The organism is Lysinibacillus sp. FSL P4-0201, from assembly GCF_038593425.1.
In the GTDB taxonomy this organism is placed as follows: domain Bacteria; phylum Bacillota; class Bacilli; order Bacillales_A; family Planococcaceae; genus Lysinibacillus; species Lysinibacillus capsici.
On record NZ_CP151995.1, the window covers coordinates 2,927,038 to 2,943,863 of the forward strand.

A 16,826-nucleotide genomic window follows, 5' to 3' on the forward strand; every position below is an offset into this window, starting at 1 on the left:
ATTTTTTCATTCAGCCTTGTTATAATCTATTAGAACGCAGCAAGTTCTCGCATAGCACGTTCCACTTTATCAGGATTAATCATAAAATATTTCTCCATCGTTGGTGCATATGGCATGGCTGGCACATCAGGTCCCGCTAGACGTTGAATTGGTGCATCAAGCTCAAATAAACAATGTTCTGCAATAATTGCAGCAACCTCACTCATGATACTACCTTCTTTATTATCCTCTGTGACAAGCAATACTTTACCTGTCTTACTTGCAGCCTCAATAATCGCTTCTTTATCCAGAGGGTAAACTGTACGCAAGTCAAGGATATGAGCGGAAATACCATCCGCAGCTAGGCGTTCTGCCGCTTGTAAAGCAAAGTGGACTGCTAAACCATAGGTAATGACTGTCACGTCATCTCCTTCACGTTTTACATCTGCTTTACCAATTGGCAATGTGTAATCATCTAGTGGTACTTCCCCTTTAATTAAACGATAGGCACGTTTATGTTCGAAAAATAATACTGGATCTTCATCACGAATAGCAGCTTTCAATAAGCCTTTTGCATCATACGGTGTTGATGGAATGACAATTTTCAAACCAGGTGTACCAGCAAAAAGTGCTTCAACAGATTGTGAATGATAAAGTGCCCCGTGAATACCTCCGCCAAAAGGTGCGCGGATGACCATTGGACAAGTCCAGTCATTATTAGAACGGTAACGAATTTTGGCTGCCTCTGAGACGATTTGATTGACAGCTGGCATAATAAAATCAGCAAATTGCATTTCAGCAATCGGACGCATACCGTACATCGCAGCACCAATACCCACACCAGCTATTGCACTTTCTGCAAGCGGTGTATCAAGCACGCGGTATTCACCAAATTGATCGTATAGCCCAGTAGTGGCTTTGAATACACCACCTTTACGACCAACGTCCTCTCCTAAAATGAAAACTCGTTCGTCACGTTCCATCTCTTCTTTCATTGCTAATGTAATCGCATCAATATAAGACATTACTGCCATTACATGTCACCTCCGTCCACTGGTGCATAAACATATTTAAGTGCATGCTCTGGTTGTGCATATGGAGCCGCTTCAGCATAATCAGTTGCTTCATTTACTTCTGCCATAACACGCTCTTCGATTTCAGTACGTATCGCGTCAGTCATCACGCCAGTATCCATTAAATACTTTTCAAATAATACAATCGGATCCTTTGCTTTGCCTTCTGCAATATCTTCAGCCGTACGGTATTGACGGTCATCATCATCTGAAGAATGGGCTGTTAAACGATAAGTTACTGTTTCGATTAAGCTTGGACCTTCCCCATTACGTGCACGATCTGCAGCCTCTTTCACCACTTTATACACTTGTAACGGATTTTTCCCATCCACTGTCACTCCTGGCATTCCATAGCCAATCCCACGATCAGATACTTTTGCACAGCCTAGCTGACGCTCTACTGGCACAGAAATCGCATATTGATTGTTTTCTACCATAATAATGACTGGTAGCTTATGCACACCTGCAAAGTTCGCTCCTTCATGGAAGTCTCCTTGGTTGGATGAACCTTCACCAAGCGTAACGAAAGAAACAAAATCTTCATTTTGTAGACGTCCTGCAAGTGCAACGCCCACTGCGTGTGGAACTTGAGTCGTAACAGGAGATGAACCTGTTAAAATACGATTTTTCTTTTGACCAAAGTGGCCTGGCATTTGACGACCCCCAGAGTTTGGATCTTCTGCTTTAGCAAACGCAGATAGCATCAGTTCTCTTGGTGTCATACCAAAATGTAAAACAACACCCATATCACGATAATAAGGTGCAATATAATCCTTACTTTTATCCAGTGCAAAGGCTGCTCCAACCTGTGCCGCCTCTTGACCTTGACAGGAAATTACAAACGGAATTTTACCAGAACGGTTTAACAACCACATACGCTCATCCAGTCTTCTGGCCATTAACATTGTTTCGAACATAGCAAGTACATCTTCATTTGACAAACCTAAATCTTCATGTTTGATTTGAACATCTTGCATACGAACACCCCTTTCGTATTATAGAGAAATAACTATCTTATCCTATATCCCCACATTTGGATATGTTAGTTATGAAATTCAGAAAATTAAAAATGGATAGCGCGATCATCCACTGCTAGAGCAGATTCCACTAACACCTCATTTAAGGATGGATGTGGATGAATTGCCTGACTAATTTCCCATGGTGTTGCATCTAACACTTTTGCTAAGGATGCTTCACCAATTAAATCTGTTACATGAGGCCCTACCATATGAATACCCAAAATATCATCTGTTTCTTCATCAGCAATAATTTTGACAAAGCCTTCTGTCTCTCCATTTACTAATGCTTTACCAATGGCCTTAAACGGGAATTTACCAATCTTTAATGAAAATCCTTGTTCTTTAGCAGCACTTTCTGTTAATCCAATGCTAGCAACTTCTGGATAGGAATAAACACATTTCGGTACTTTTAGTGCATCCAATGTCTCGGTTTTCCCTGTTGCTATATGCTCAATAGCTGAAAGCCCTTCATGAGAAGCAACATGCGCTAATTGTAAGCCACCAATCACATCTCCTATGGCATACATATGAGACTCTTTCGTTTGATAGGAACCATTCACTTTAATAAAGCCATTTTCCACTTCAATCTCTGTATTTTCTAGACCAATACCTTGCGTATTCGCCTCACGTCCTACACAAAGTAATAGTTTATCAGCCTCAAAAACTTCTTCTTTTTCATTCACTTGCGCAGAAATGAAAACGTTATCATTTTCAATTTTGAATGTATTTGTATCTAAGCGAGCATTCGTAACAATACGAACGCCTCGTTTCTCAAGTTGTTTCGTCACTTCTTTAACGATGTCCGCATCTTCAGCTGGTAAAATGGATGGACCATATTCTACTACTGTTACATATACACCAAAATCGCATAGCATAGATGCCCACTCAATTCCAATAACACCACCACCAACGATTAGTAGTGACTTTGGTAAACTTTCTAACTGTAATGCGTGGTCTGAATTCAGCACATATTGCCCATCTATCGTTAACCCTGCCATACCACGAGGCTTTGAGCCCGTTGCAATGACAACATTCGTAGGCACAAGCATTTCATTTTCATCGCCATTGGACATTTCCACAGATATTGTACCAGGCATAGGTGAGAAAATAGATGGACCCAAAATTCGCCCTGTACCATGATAAACATCTATTTTGCCTTTTTTCATCAGTGTATTCACACCTTGGCTTAATTGCTCAACGATTGCTTGTTTCCTAGCTTGAACTTTGTCAAATTGTAATGTTACACCTTCAATATCGACACCATATTCGCTAGCTGTTTTATTAGCCATACGATATACTTCGGCACTTCGGAGTAACGCTTTACTTGGAATACAGCCTTTATGCAAGCATGTACCTCCTAAACGCTCACGCTCTACAATGGCTGTTTTTAAGCCTAGCTGAGCAGCTCGGATGGCTGCAACATATCCACCTGTACCTCCACCTAAAATGACAACATCATAATTTTGAGCCATGTTTATTCCCCCTATTGAGAAAAGTGCTAAAGGATTCTATTAAACAATAACCAAGTGATTTTTTTAACAGTCAGTGCTTTAGAAAAACTTTAGCTTTACTTCATTAAAGCCCTAATTTCTTGTTGAAAATAGAAGAAGTCGACAATGCGACTTCTCTTCATGTATCAACTGTCTAAATTAGCGACCGTGTAAAATATTTTTTTCATTTTTTAAAAATTGGCTGCGCGATTTTGCTACGCGAGCGATACGTTCCTCAGCTAAGCGGTTCGCTGCCACATATGTTGGAATGCCATCTCGTTTTGAAATAGCAAAGATTTTTTCAATACTATCATAAATGCCATCAACGCGTTTCATTGCACGTTCACGATTATAGCCATATAATTCATCCGCAACGTTAATAACGCCACCAGCATTGATTACATAATCTGGTGCATAGACGATACCTAATTCATGTAGGTAGTCACCATGACGTGAATCTTTTAATTGGTTATTTGCAGAACCAGCAATCACTTTCGCTTTTAATTGCGGAATTGTTTCATCATTTAAAATTGCCCCTAATGCACAAGGTGAGAAGATATCTACTTCTTGCGCATAGATTTCATCTGGTGCCACTGCAATCGCGTCGAAGTCATTAACAACTCGATCAATAGCTGCCTGATTGATATCTGTTACAACAAGTTTTGCCCCTTCATTATGTAAATACTCGCAAAGCTTGTAGGCTACATTTCCTAGACCCTGTACAGAAACTTTTAATCCTTCTAGTGAGTCTGAACCGAATGCTTCTTTTGCAGCTGCCTTCATACCACGGTAAACACCATAAGCTGTTACTGGAGATGGGTTACCTGAAGAACCGAATGCAGGAGAAATTCCTGTTACATAATTTGTTTCTTCATGGATTAAATCCATATCTGATACCGTTGTACCTACATCTTCAGCTGTAATATAGCGGCCATTTAATCCTTGAATGAAACGACCTAACGCACGGAACATCTCTTCGTTTTTATCTTTAAATGGGTCACCAATAATGACCGTTTTTCCACCGCCAAGGTTTAAACCAGCTGCAGCATTTTTGTAAGTCATTCCTCGTGCTAAACGTAATGCATCTTCAATTGCATTTTCTTCCGACGCATACGTCCACATACGTGCTCCACCTAGTGCTGGTCCAAGTGTTGTATCATGGATAGCGATAACCGCTTTTAACCCTGATGCTTCATCTTGGCAAAATACCAATTGTTCGTAATCATACTTTTCCATATACTTGAAGATTTCCATGAAACTCGCCCCTTTGCTTTGGAAAGTGCATCCCCAAATGCCCATCCAATCAAGTTTTATCTAACAATCTAATCTTCATAGCGTCCTCACTCAGCAAATTCTGAGCTCCTATTCGGTAGTAGGTGTTTAGACCCTAATACTTAAAGAAGAAATTGTTTAGTAATGGATAATATTGCTCCACTTATTTTTACAATACTGACAAATTCACAATTTCGCAACTATTATTACATATTCTTATTTAAGTAAGAATTTTCTAAACATTCAGTTACAATCGCTACTTTCTGTCCTGTCACGTTTTTAGCTAAAAATATTATATTGGTTTATACCCTTCCTTGACATTCCCCCATCCACAGGTAAAATTAATCATAGGAATAAGGAGGGGTATACATGGCCCGTTTAGCTGCATTTATTGTAATGCTTATTCCAGGTCTTATGGCTGCAGGTGGCATTAAATTTATGCGTGATACATTATTTGGTAAGCTTATTTCACCATTCCCATTTTTATGGTTGCAATTTGTAGTTGGTGTCATTTTCTTCGTCATAGGCTTTGGGTTTTTCGCTGGATTTTTACTGCATCGCGATCGAAAAAACGGAAAAGTAGCACCACGCTTCCAAAAAAAATAAAAAAAGCTATCCAAATAAGTCATGCAAGACTTACTGGATAGCTCTTTTTATACCCGCTGCTGAGATGTGATAACTTTATCAGGATAATCCGTAATCCAACCAATAACAGAAGGGTGCGGATTAGTTAAAAATGGTTCCGTGCCATCAATAGCATAAAAACGACATGCTTTTTCACTTGTAACACAGGCCTCCAAATATCTTGGTTTGTAATACCTTTTATGCATATGCACACTATCAGCCGCTTTATAATCAGCTAGAAGTTCCCATTTTATTTTTTTCGTTGCAATAAGGGCCGTTTCAAATTCAGGTCTATGCTTTTTTACGATCTCTAAAAGCTCATAGTGAAAGGATGAAAAATGACTACCTTTTGGCAGAGCCAAGCCTCCAAGAAAATGAATTAGCCCACTCTTATTGTCCAAGATCGTTGATTTTAATTCAATATTCAACGGCATCTGCTGTATATTTGCCCATGCTAAAACTGCCTCAAACGCTGGCATTTTATAGGACGAAAATAGACGTCTCCAAGGCTTGCCAAGTTTAAAGCGCAGAAGCTCCTCCATCGTACAATCGCTCACCAATTTATTGGTGCCTACTAACCTCGATAATTGTGGATCATGATACACTACAGGTAATCCATCTTTTGAGAATTGAATATCTAGTTCAATCCCATCAGCACCTAGCTCTAATGCCTTTTCAAAAGCTTGAAAGGTATTCTCTAATGCATAAGCAGAAGCACCTCGATGTGCAAAAACAGGGATAAAAGCTGCCTTAGACATTTAACTCACCAAATTCTAGTAGGAATTTACCATTCGTCATTTTGCTTAATAAAGATGATTTTCTACCAATTTGAATATAAGTTCCAGGGTGCGCCTCTTTTGTCACAATAATCTCTTCTTTCCCAACATGACGCATTTCATCCATTAATAGTTTTATTTCACGATCTAATGTAATCGCTTCAGCCTTTAATTTAGTTAAGGCTTGTTTTGTTACCTCAAATGACGCTGATTGTTCTTTGGACATTTGATTGAGAAAAGGTAATAAATTTTTCATGCTATTCTCGTGTGCTGAAATCTCTGTTTGCAATTGTTTTAGCTGTGCTGCTTTTTCCTGCATCACGGTGTTATTTTCCTGCTTATTAATACTTTCTATTATTAAATCTGTTCGACGCTCTAATCGGTTTCCTGAAATGGCCGTAACAATCGTATTTTTAGCTACTGCACGTCCCCCAATAATTTTACCTTTTCGTTCATCCACATATATTGAATGAGCAGAAAGTTGTGAACCTAGTGCGTAAAAACCAATATGAATACTATTAGCTGCAAATAAATTTGCTTCATTTACATGTTTAACAAATATATTGCCACCTGCTTCTACCACTGTTGAACCAAGACCAAAGATGCCCCCACGAATATATACATCACCCTCAATGGATTTAATAAGCTTGGCACCGCTTACACCCTCAGCCCCTTCAATGGAAATATCGCCAGTCGCAATAACTGTATAGCCATTTGTTACTGTACCTTTAATACTAAGTGAACCATTAAATTCAAGGTTACCTGTTTCTACTCCTACATCACCATTTATAGGAAGGTGCCTGTTTACACCAATCATGCCTTTGACATCATCTAAAACGCCAGCAATTTTCGAGCGAATGACGATTTTTCCGTCTTCTTCCACTTCATAGGCAGATTTTGTATCATATTTGATAGGATAATCTCGTCCAGGTACAGCAGCAACTTCTTGACCTAGCACATTTTTCCCTGGTTTACCTAATGTAGCAGGAATCTTTTCACCTAGCCAAGAGCCTTCTGAAATTTCCGAAATAAAATTCATATCATAGTAATCCGCTTTACCGTCTTCACGAATGACTGGCTTTCTCTCGGGTTTAGGTAAGTATGTAATTTGTGCATCTATTCCTGCTATAGGTTGCTCACCTTGAGCAATTAAGAATGCTTTTCCTGGTTCAGCCTTCAATATATCAAAATCTAATATGCCATGTATAATTCCATTTTCATTGAGTGTTTCTCGGATTTGTTGTGTTAATTTTTCTTTATTATTTTGAATATAATCATGCGTTTCATATATAAAAACAGAGGCTGACATCTTATCACGTGCCACTTCTGCTTCAATGTTCGGAAGCCAGCGTCCAATTTCAACAGGATTGGTATTCTGGGTTGATAACACATTTTTTAAAATTGAAAAATTAGATAATTTCAGTCGTGGATGACTACGTAGGATGCTATCAAATTCTTTTAATGGGAAACCTGCGCTAAAAGTAAGCATAAATACCTTGCCATTTTCCTCAGAAATTTCGAAGTTTTCATTTCGAACTAGAATCAAGCTACCTCCTCCTTCCCTCTATATGTAAGTATATACAATCCACTTACATTTGTTTAGAGACCATTGTCACTACCGAGAAAGAAAATAGTACCACTTAATCATTAAAATATAAGACAATATTTTATTTAACCTAAAAGATTATAGATATTTAGTACTAATAAATTGTTTGTTTTTGAGTTTTTTTATTAAAATTACCGATAAATTCAAAGTAATTCCATCAGGCTATTTTGAATATATCATCTTCCAAGTACAGGTATCCACGGGTGCTTCCCACTAAACTATAGGTCTAAATAGGTCTTTTTAACTAACAGTGTATTGATATTCCTTTCAATTCGGAAAGTAGAACCTAGTTGTATCAATTGCTGTCGATTCATATATTGCATACTTATTTTACCATCGAATGCTAAACGCACCTCAAATAGCTCTTCTGTTATCTGTGTGATTTCGAGCGAATTCATTCCCTCTAATTGAAAATTTATACTTTTTATTGTAATCACCTACTATAAGTTTGTAGAAAGGTCTCAAATATTATACTCTTCATCTTTAGAATATGACGTTAAATCCACTATACATGTATATATCGTGTATTTTTAGCTGATTTAGACGTTCTTTTAACGATTTCAATGTTAAAGGTCAGCCACAGAAATTTCCACATTATTTGTTCAAGTAACAAAAAAAGCGCCCCTTTAAACTATAGATTTAAAAAGGCGCTATACTATGCGAAGTATAATTGCTGTATATGTTAATGATATATATCGGTACTAGCTAGCCATCATATCAATACGAATTTTGTCTGCGATCATGGCGATGAATTCGCTATTTGTTGGTTTGGATTTCAAGTGATGGACTGTATAGCCAAACATTGACGAAATGGATTCATAATTGCCACGATTCCAGGCTACCTCTATGGCGTGACGAATCGCACGTTCCACGCGGGATGGTGTCGTATTAAATTTTTTAGCGATTTCTGGATATAAAATTTTTGTCACAGATCCTAATAATTCAATATCCTCAAAGACCATTTGAATGGCTTCACGCAAATAGGAGTAGCCCTTAATATGTGCAGGTACACCGATTTCTTTGATGATGGCTGTAATCGTACTGTCTAATTGATGCTGATTTAATTTTTGAGGTACTGTCGGTTGTAATACGCTTGTCTTTTTCGGAAGTGTCGCCTTCTGTCCAGCACAATGTAAAATCTTTTGTACCAATTGGTCGAATTCAAAGGGCTTTAGCATGAAATAAGAAGCTCCTAAATCCACCGCCTGTTTCATGACATCCTCTTGGCCAAAAGCCGTTAGCATAATGACTTGAATTGATGACATTTTCTCATTTTGATACATGGACTCTAATACAGCTAAACCGTCAAGATGAGGCATTATTATATCTAGAAGTAAAATATCTGGTGTAAATTCCTCAAGCATTTGTAGACATACTTTTCCATTTGAAGCAGTTGCAATAATTTCTATTTCGGCATGTCCTTGAAAATACTGCTCCATTGTTTTTAATAACTCACGATTATCATCTGCAATCGCTACTTTTACCTTTGTCATTTCAATTCCTCCTTCTGGACTTGCTTTGAACACCTCAAAGCGATAACCTAAACCCCTAAATGCCGTTTTTGGCACACTGTGGAATTTTCGACATTTTTGTTTTAAAAACCTTTTCTATTTCCAAAAATGAGTATGTAGTCCGATACTTTCTTTTAATATCGACAAGTTACGCTAAATGACGCGACTTGTCGAATGCTCTTATAACTTATTTTAGATAAATTTAGTAGATAAAACTACAGTTTTTTTAAATATCATGCCTTCTTCAGGAAATTATCGGAAATACATGTTGGATTCGATGAAATAAGGGTAAAAAATCCGTGTAGTTTCCCGCGGCTTTTGTCCTGCCTGGGGAAAATTAAACGGATTTTTACCTTTCATACCTTTTTATGAAGACCTTCTTAACATTTCCGCTACTGTTAGCGCTGCACCTTTTTTCGGCTCCTCCACAAACATATGTGTCACAGCACCGACAAAACGACCGTCTTGGATAATAGGACTGCCACTCATTCCCTGCAAAATGCCACCTGTTTTTTCAATGAGCTTCTCGTCAGATACTATAAATTCAAGGCGTTCATTTTCCACTTTGGTAATTTCTATTGAAAAGGTTTCCACCTTACTTCCTTCAATGGCTGTATAGATTTCAGCTTTCCCCGTTTTTATATCTTTTTCATGCATAATTTCTATCGCTTTGGGTAATCTTTGTTGATAACCGTCTTCCCAGCGGCCAAAAATACCATAAATAGTATTTTTATCTATACTACCTAGACGTTCTTGATGCTTTTCAATGGAGGAAATTTTATAGCCAGGTTGGCCTGGTGTGCTTTTTCGGATTTGCTGAATAGAAGCTAAAAAAATGGAGCCAGCTCTAAAAACAGGGGCTTCTTGTAGGGTTGAATCGACAATTTGATGACCTAGTGCACCGTAATTTTTTGTCTCTGGATCAATATAAGTCAGTGTTCCTACTCCATCTGTTTCATCTTTTAAAAAGGAAATGACATGCTCTGCTTCTTGGTTTTGTAATTCCAATGTAATTTGTTGGCCTTCACTATTGATCGTCCATGTCTGTCGGCCATCTTTTGCCACAGCCTGCTTGGCATCAGCAAGAGATTTTACTGGTATATCGTTTATTTTTTCAATAACAGCGCCTCCTTTCATCCACTGATTGGAAGCTAACAGTACATCGTGTGCGACAAATACATGGGACAATTGAAGTTGAATTCCAATTGCTTCGCCCATTGGTATAAGCTTTTTGGCGGCTAAAGCTTGTATAGGCAACACTAATAAAAAGATGAGCATAGGCAAAATGACTAATTGACGCCAATGACGATTCATACGACACCTCCTTTTCATTTTTGTCTTTTTACTATGTGTTGTTGTGACGTTCTTATAAGCGGTAAATATTTGCGCAAAATGAAAAAAGCCAGAAACAGCTGAAACTGTTTCTGGAATAATGGTTAACGCATTTGTTTTTTTCGTTCATCTGCCATTTTTAAAAGCTCCGTGGCATGCTGTAGTGTCAACGCTGTAATTTCCGTTCCAGACATCATACGGCTAACTTCCTCTATACGAGCATCTTGATCAATCTCTGATAAGGAAGTAAACGTTCGATCATGCTCGACTTCTTTTTTAATGAAGTAATGATGATCAGCCATCGCTGCGACTTGAGGTAAATGTGAAATACATAAAACTTGAGAATTAACAGAAATCGCGGCAATTTTCTCTGCAATCGCCTGCGCAACCCGACCACTGACACCTGTATCCACCTCATCAAAGATAATGGAAGTAATTCCATTGGAAGAAGAGAAAATGGTTTTCAACGCTAGCATCATTCGTGATAATTCTCCACCTGATGCAATTTTCGGTAAAGACTTTGGTGGTTCCCCAACGTTTGTGGAAATGTAGAAGATAATTTGATCTTTCCCATTGGCATCGAAATAGGGTAATTCATCGAAATTGACAATAAATTTTGCTTTTTCCATATGTAATTCACGTAGCTCTGCCATAATTGCTTCACTCAATTGTTGAGCTGCAGCTTTACGTACAGTTGAAAGTTCACTAGCCAGCTCATTGAGTACAGCTTCCATCTCTAACACACGTCGTTCTTTCACCTGCAAAATCTCATCACGATTCAACAGCTCATTTAACTCGTTTTTAATTTTTTCATAATAAGCCAAGATCTCTTCCACTGTCGAACCATATTTGCGTTTTAAAGTTTGCAACAACGCTAAACGCTGCTCAACCTCGTTTAAACGTGCAGGGTCAAATTCCAATTCATCTAACACATTTTTGACCTGATAGGCTGCATCCTGTAATGCATAAAACGCAGTTGTCACTGCCTCAGATGATTCTTTGAATTGCTCATCAACCGTTGCAGCATCTTCTAAAGCACCCATTGCTGTTCCGATCCAATCAAGCCCTTTTGTTTCGCCCTGAATGGCTTCATAGGCTGCACTAGAACGTTCAAAAATTTTATTAAAATTCATCAGACGACGGCGTTCGTCTAGAAGCTCGTCTTCCTCACCTAACTTTAAATTAGCTTCGTCCAACTCTTTAATTTGAAATTGATACAAATCGATACGTTGTGCCATCAACTGCTCATCAATGGATATAGAAGCTAAGTCTTTTTTGAGCAAACGGTATTCATCATATTGGGCGCGATAGTTTTTTTGAATCGGCGACAGCTCTTCTTCTGCAAACTGATCAAGCAAATTGATGTGCTGCTTTTCATCCATTAGCTCTTGATTTTCATGTTGGCCATGAATATCTATGAGACTTGCCCCAATGTCTCTTAGTACCGACAAAGGCACGAGCTTTCCATTCACTCGGCAAATACTTTTACCGGTATCATTCAAATCACGACGTAAAATAATTGTATCTTCTTCTATTTCAATGCCTGCTTCTTCTAACTTTTTCAGAACAGGATGAACTGAACTCGAAATTTGAAATAAGCCACCCAATTCTGCTTTTCTTGCGCCATGACGAATAAATTCAGTGTTGCCTCGTCCTCCTGCAAGTAAATGCACCGCATCAATGATAATAGATTTTCCGGCACCTGTTTCCCCAGTGAGAACTGTTAAGCCTTCTAAAAAGCTGACAGTCAAATCCTCAATGATGGCAAAGTTTCGAATACTAAGCTCTCTTAACACAAATTGTCACCTCTAAATCAAATTAACCATTTTTTATAGCATGTCTAATAAACGATTTTTTGTATTTTCACGCTCATTTTCATTTCGACAAATAATTAAAATGGTATCATCTCCAGAAATTGTACCTAAAATTTCCGGCCAATCTAAATGGTCAAGTAGGGAAGCAATGGCATTCGCATTCCCAGGAAGAGCTTTCATGACTAAAAAATGTGATGCCCCATCAATACTTACAAAAGCATCCGCTAATGCACGATGTAATTTTTGGACTGGATTGAAACGTTGATCTGCGGGTAGGCTATATTTATAACGCCCATCCTGTAATGGTACTTTTACTAAATGAAGCTCTTTAATATCTCGTGATACTGTAGCTTGTGTCACATTATAGCCTGCTTCTTTTAAAAAATCGACTAAATCATCTTGTGTTTCAATTTCATGATTGGCGATAATATCCCGAATCCGTATATGTCGTTGTCCCTTATTCAACGAAATCACCTCTTATAAATAATTGTATATGTGTATAATCACACTACCATTTTCAACAAAAAAGCACAAGAAAAAACACGGCTCTATAAGCGAGCACGTGTTATTTTAATGAATTATGCGCTTCTTCAACGAGTGCATTAAAAGCTGTATATGCAGGTAGCACTTCTTGTCCAATAGGATTCACTAAATGGAATAAAAATTCAATATTTCCTTCTCCACCTGTGATTGGAGAGAATGAAGCATCTTTTACTACAAAACCAACCTCAGTTGCCATTGCAGCCGTTTTTTCCAAAACTTCTAAATGTACTTTTTTATCACGAACGATTCCTTTTTTACCTACTTTATCTTTCCCAGCTTCAAACTGAGGTTTCACCAATGCCATAACATCCCCACCTGGCAACAATAATGTTTTTAATACTGGTAAAATCAGTGATAATGAAATAAAGCTAACATCGATTGTTGCAAAATCAGGTAAACCTTCTGATAAATCGGCTGCCGTTGTGTAGCGAAAATTCGTTTTCTCCATTACTGTCACTCGTTCATCAGAGCGAATTTTCCATGCTAATTGGTTCGAACCAACATCTAGTGCATAGCAATGTCTTGCACCATGTTGTAAGGCACAATCTGTAAAGCCACCTGTAGAGGAGCCAATGTCAAGCATTAGCTTCCCTTCTACAGACATATCAAAAATTTGTAGCGCCTTTTCTAATTTAAGGCCTCCACGACTCACATATTTTAAATCTGAGCCCTTTACTTGTAGCGGTGCATCGATGGCAATTTTCTCGCCTGCCTTATCAATTCGTATTTCATTTGAAAAGACAAGGCCTGCCATAATGGACCGTTTTGCTTTTTCTCTTGTTTCACATAGTCCACGCTCTACAAGTAAAATATCTACACGTTCTTTTGGTTGTTTTGTCATTATTTATTCAAACCCACTTGCTGTTTTTGTTGAAGTAATACATGCATACGTGCAACCGTATCTTCTGCTGTCATATGAATTTCTGCGAGTAGCTGATCTACGTTACCATGCTCAATATATTGATCTGGGATGCCCATTCGATCAACTAGTGCATTTAAATAGCCGTGGTCATGAGCAAACTCTAATACACCACTACCAAATCCACCTTGTAGAACAGCTTCTTCAATTGTTAAAATCGGTTTTTGACTAGATAATATACGGTGTAGCATATCCTCATCCATCGGTTTGATAAAGCGGGCATTGACCACTTCAATATCGATTCCTTGTTGCGCAAGCATTTCAGCAGCAGCCATTGCCATTGGAATCGTTGTTCCAAATGTCAAAATAGATGCATCTTTCCCCTCACGTAAAACTTCCCAGCTACCAATTGGTAAAGCTATAAGCTCATCATCTAATGGCACACCAATTCCATTACCACGTGGATAACGAAGTGCAATAGGACCACCATCATAATCAATTGCTGTTTTTACCATATGTTGCCCTTCATTCTCATCCTTTGGCATCATGATTGTCATGTTTGGAATATGACGAAGGAAAGCAATATCAAATACACCTTGATGTGTTTCCCCATCTGCTCCCACTAAACCAGCCCGATCAATACCAATAAAGACATTTAAATTCGGGCGAGCAATATCATGCAATACTTGGTCATACGCACGTTGCAGGAAGGTAGAATAAATCGCTAAAAATGGCTTCATCTTTTGCGTAGCTAATCCTGCAGCCATCGTTGCCGCATGCTGCTCCGCAATCCCTACATCAAAGAAACGATTTGGGAAGTCCTTTTGAATACCTTGTAGCTTTGAACCTACAGGCATGGCAGGTGTAATCGTTACCACTCGCTCATTTTCATGAGCAATTTTACGAACCGTCTCAGCAATTAAACTACTCCAAGCTGGTCCAGTAGTCTCAGACTTCACAAAGGCACCATTTTCAATTTTATAAGGACCTGTTCCATGCCAATTTCCGATTGTATCATCCTCGGCTGGTTTATAGCCCTTTCCTTTTTTCGTAATAACATGAACAAGGACTGGCCCTTTTACTTTTTTCGCATGTGATAATGTCATTTCAAGCGCTTCAAAATCATGTCCATCAATTGGACCAAGATATTTAAAACCTAGCTCCTCAAAAAACACACCAGATACTACTAAATATTTTAAGCTATCCTTTACGCGTTCAACAGTAGAGGCAAGCTTTCCACCTAATACAGGAATCTTATTAATAAGTGATTCCAGCTCTTCCTTGGCTTTTGAGTACTCCTTGGCTGTACGTAGACGACCTAAAACATTGTGTAATGCGCCAACATTTGGTGCAATCGACATTTCATTATCATTGAGGATGACAATCATATTTGTTTTTGCATGGCCAATATGATTTAATGCCTCAAGTGCCATACCACCTGTTAAAGCCCCATCACCAATAATAGGGATAACAAAGTTGTTTTCTTTTTTTATATCACGTGCTGCTGCCATACCCATGGCTGCTGATAAAGATGTCGAGCTATGACCTGTTTCCCACTCATCATGTTCACTCTCCACGCGCTTCGGAAATCCACAAAGCCCTTTGAACTGACGTAGTGTGTCAAATTGACTCGCACGACCTGTTAAAATTTTATGCACGTAAGCTTGGTGGCCAACATCCCACAAAAACTTATCTTTAGGACTGTCAAACATTTTATGCAGCATCATCGTTAACTCAACTACGCCTAAATTCGGCCCGATATGCCCACCTGTGACAGAACATTTTTCGATTAAGAAGGTACGAATTTCTTGGGCAAGCTGCTCAAGCTCCTTCTTATTTAAGTTTTTTAAAAAGGATGGACTAGTTATTTTATTTAAATCCACCTTTCTCACACACCTTTTCAATAAAATATTCACCGCAATTGTGTTTCCACCATTATAGCAGTGTTATCAATATGCTAAAAGTACGAGCACTTCATTGTTTACATATTGCAAACGTTCCCACCTATTCTAGCATATTCTTTTCCTTCAACGCCTTGATTTTCTCTTAGTTTTTACGATGAACTATATAAGCAGCAAAGTCACGTAATAGGCTGACATCTATTGGTAATTGATCGAGTGCGTTAATGGCATGTTGATAATGCTCAGCAAGCTTTTCTTTTGCTCCCTCTAGGGTTAAGAGTGCTGGATAAGTGCTTTTATCACTAGCGACATCTTTTCCAGCTGTTTTTCCTAGTTCTTCAGTCGTTCCCTCAATATCTAAAATATCGTCTTGAATTTGGAAAGCTAAACCAATATGGTGCGCATATTCTTTCAATGTAGCACGGTCTTGTGCTGATACATCTGCAAGTACGGCTCCCGCTTCAATACTAAAACGCAATAAAGCACCTGTTTTATTGACATGGACTTGTTCCAATTCAGCTAAATTAAGCTGACGTTGCTCCCCTTCCATATCTAGTACTTGACCACCAACCATGCCTTCTGCACCTGCTGCAACGCTTAGCAACTGGACAAGCTCAATACGCTTTTCAGCAGAGATATCCATGCGTGCTAAAATGCCAAATGCCAGTGTGTTTAATGCATCACCAGCAAGCGTAGCCAGCGCTTCTCCATAAACTTTATGATTTGTTGGCTTGCCTCTTCTAAAATCATCATTATCCATGCTTGGTAGATCATCATGGATTAAAGAATATGTGTGAATGATTTCAATAACCGAACCGACAATCAAACCGTCCTGAAGATTTTCACGGTAAAGCTCTAGTACCGCTAACACAAAAAGCGGACGAATTCGTTTACCCCCTGCCTTTAATGAATAAAGCATGGATTCCTTTAAATCTGCTGGTGCATCAATTTGTTCAACAAGTGCAAACATCGTCTCTTCAATTTGTGGTGTATTGCTTTCAATAAAGTACTTTAATGGCTCATTCAT

General features: G+C 38.5%; 15 protein-coding genes. 1 reads left to right on the forward strand and 14 read right to left on the reverse strand.

The features are described 5' to 3' along the window. Positions 1 to 29: 29 nt before the first annotated feature. From MKY76_RS14720 to MKY76_RS14735, 4 genes are all read right to left on the reverse strand, one after another. On the reverse strand, positions 30 to 1,013 hold the full coding sequence (locus tag MKY76_RS14720) for an alpha-ketoacid dehydrogenase subunit beta (protein ID WP_016993882.1): 984 nt from the start codon (positions 1,011 to 1,013) through the stop codon (positions 30 to 32). Then, the gene (locus tag MKY76_RS14725) at positions 1,013 to 2,029 is read right to left on the reverse strand and encodes a thiamine pyrophosphate-dependent dehydrogenase E1 component subunit alpha (protein WP_048392305.1); all 1,017 of its coding nucleotides are present in this window, start codon (positions 2,027 to 2,029) and stop codon (positions 1,013 to 1,015) included. Before MKY76_RS14725 ends, MKY76_RS14720 begins: the two co-directional genes overlap by 1 nt. A gap of 86 nt (positions 2,030 to 2,115) precedes the next feature. Continuing rightward, entirely contained in the window at positions 2,116 to 3,543 is a 1,428-nt protein-coding gene (gene lpdA / locus MKY76_RS14730) for a dihydrolipoyl dehydrogenase (RefSeq protein WP_054549169.1), read from the reverse strand. Between the two features lie 177 nt (positions 3,544 to 3,720). Next, positions 3,721 to 4,815 (reverse strand): Glu/Leu/Phe/Val dehydrogenase, encoded by a 1,095-nt coding sequence (locus tag MKY76_RS14735; protein ID WP_048392303.1) that lies wholly within the window; start codon positions 4,813 to 4,815, stop codon positions 3,721 to 3,723. Between the two features lie 387 nt (positions 4,816 to 5,202). Between MKY76_RS14735 and MKY76_RS14740 the strand changes: the two genes are divergently transcribed. Further along, positions 5,203 to 5,439 (forward strand): DUF2627 domain-containing protein, encoded by a 237-nt coding sequence (locus MKY76_RS14740; protein ID WP_004231186.1) that lies wholly within the window; start codon positions 5,203 to 5,205, stop codon positions 5,437 to 5,439. Between the two features lie 47 nt (positions 5,440 to 5,486). On the opposite strand, the gene MKY76_RS14745 is transcribed toward MKY76_RS14740, so the two are convergent. From MKY76_RS14745 to MKY76_RS14790, 10 genes are all read right to left on the reverse strand, one after another. Beyond that, positions 5,487 to 6,215, reverse strand: a complete 729-nt coding sequence (locus MKY76_RS14745) for a glycerophosphodiester phosphodiesterase (protein WP_342556794.1) — start codon at positions 6,213 to 6,215, stop codon at positions 5,487 to 5,489. Further along, positions 6,208 to 7,779: a FapA family protein gene (locus MKY76_RS14750; protein ID WP_048392301.1), complete on the reverse strand. Its 1,572-nt coding sequence runs from the start codon at positions 7,777 to 7,779 to the stop codon at positions 6,208 to 6,210. The genes MKY76_RS14745 and MKY76_RS14750 overlap by 8 nt, the downstream gene beginning before the upstream one ends. 278 nt (positions 7,780 to 8,057) lie before the next feature. After that, positions 8,058 to 8,237: a hypothetical protein gene (locus MKY76_RS14755; protein WP_082148132.1), complete on the reverse strand. Its 180-nt coding sequence runs from the start codon at positions 8,235 to 8,237 to the stop codon at positions 8,058 to 8,060. A gap of 303 nt (positions 8,238 to 8,540) precedes the next feature. Then, entirely contained in the window at positions 8,541 to 9,332 is a 792-nt protein-coding gene (gene spo0A, locus MKY76_RS14760; protein ID WP_016993890.1) for a sporulation transcription factor Spo0A, read from the reverse strand. Positions 9,333 to 9,716: 384 nt separating this feature from the next. Continuing rightward, positions 9,717 to 10,664, reverse strand: coding sequence for a SpoIVB peptidase S55 domain-containing protein (locus MKY76_RS14765; protein ID WP_342556795.1), 948 nt, complete (start codon positions 10,662 to 10,664; stop codon positions 9,717 to 9,719). A 122-nt stretch (positions 10,665 to 10,786) separates the two neighbouring features. Beyond that, the gene (recN, locus tag MKY76_RS14770; protein WP_342556796.1) at positions 10,787 to 12,478 is read right to left on the reverse strand and encodes a DNA repair protein RecN; all 1,692 of its coding nucleotides are present in this window, start codon (positions 12,476 to 12,478) and stop codon (positions 10,787 to 10,789) included. Positions 12,479 to 12,511: 33 nt separating this feature from the next. After that, positions 12,512 to 12,961, reverse strand: coding sequence for a transcriptional regulator ArgR (gene argR / locus MKY76_RS14775; protein ID WP_004231170.1), 450 nt, complete (start codon positions 12,959 to 12,961; stop codon positions 12,512 to 12,514). A 100-nt stretch (positions 12,962 to 13,061) separates the two neighbouring features. Next, positions 13,062 to 13,880 (reverse strand): TlyA family RNA methyltransferase, encoded by an 819-nt coding sequence (locus MKY76_RS14780; RefSeq protein WP_342556797.1) that lies wholly within the window; start codon positions 13,878 to 13,880, stop codon positions 13,062 to 13,064. Continuing rightward, the gene (gene dxs / locus MKY76_RS14785; RefSeq protein ID WP_048392297.1) at positions 13,880 to 15,781 is read right to left on the reverse strand and encodes a 1-deoxy-D-xylulose-5-phosphate synthase; all 1,902 of its coding nucleotides are present in this window, start codon (positions 15,779 to 15,781) and stop codon (positions 13,880 to 13,882) included. Before dxs ends, MKY76_RS14780 begins: the two co-directional genes overlap by 1 nt. 163 nt (positions 15,782 to 15,944) lie before the next feature. Beyond that, on the reverse strand, positions 15,945 to 16,826 hold the full coding sequence (locus MKY76_RS14790; protein ID WP_115673382.1) for a polyprenyl synthetase family protein: 882 nt from the start codon (positions 16,824 to 16,826) through the stop codon (positions 15,945 to 15,947).